General features: G+C 64.8%; 1 protein-coding gene. It reads left to right on the plus strand.

Annotated elements, in window-relative coordinates; translation table 11 throughout:
• Positions 1-22: 22 nt before the first annotated feature.
• A partial coding sequence (locus tag FG486_RS18015) for an MBG-2 domain-containing protein (RefSeq protein WP_181268588.1) occupies positions 23-858 on the plus strand: 836 nt, incomplete at its 3' end.

Consider the following 858-nt stretch of genomic DNA (forward strand, 5'->3'; position numbering starts at 1 on the left):
GATCACCAGGGCGTTGCTTACGGTGACCGCCGACAATGCAACGCGGGAGTACGGCCTCGCCAATCCGGCGTTCACCGGCACGATCAGCGGCCTGCGTGCGGGCGATACCGCCAGCGTGGTTTCGGGCCTGGCTTATGGTACCGCGGCCAGCACCGGATCGGCCGTTGGCAGTTATGCGATCACAGCGTCGGGTGGCAGCGCGACCAATTATGACTTCGCCTATGTCCCCGGCACGCTGACGATTACCAAGGCGCTGCTGACGGTGACGGCGGACAACGCGACGCGCGAATACGGGCTGGCGAACCCGGCCTTTACCGGCAGCGTCACGGGCTTCCGCAATGGCGATACCGACAGCGTCGTATCGGGCCTCACCTATGGCTCGGTCGCGACGACCGCGAGCAATGTCGGCACCTATGCGATCACCGGATCGGGTGCGTCCGCGACCAATTATGACTTCGCCTACGTCCCCGGCACGCTGACGATCACCAAGGCGCTGCTGACGGTGACGGCGGACAATGCGACGCGCGAATACGGGCTGGCGAACCCCGCGTTTACGGGCACGATCACAGGCTATCGCAACGGCGATACCGCCAGCGTGATCAGCGGTCTGACCTATGGCAGCAGCGCGGTGCTGAACTCGGGCATCGGCAACTATGCGATTACGGGTTCGGGTGCCACCGCCACGAACTACGATTTCAGCTATGTCCCCGGCACGCTCACGATCACCAGGGCGTTGCTTACGGTGACCGCCGACAATGCAACGCGGGAGTACGGCCTCGCCAATCCGGCGTTCACCGGCACGATCAGCGGCCTGCGTGCGGGCGATACCGCCAGCGTGGTTTCGGGCCTGGCTTATGG

Origin of the sequence: Blastomonas ursincola (assembly GCF_013607875.1) — a bacterium.
GTDB classification, from domain to species: domain Bacteria; phylum Pseudomonadota; class Alphaproteobacteria; order Sphingomonadales; family Sphingomonadaceae; genus Blastomonas; species Blastomonas ursincola.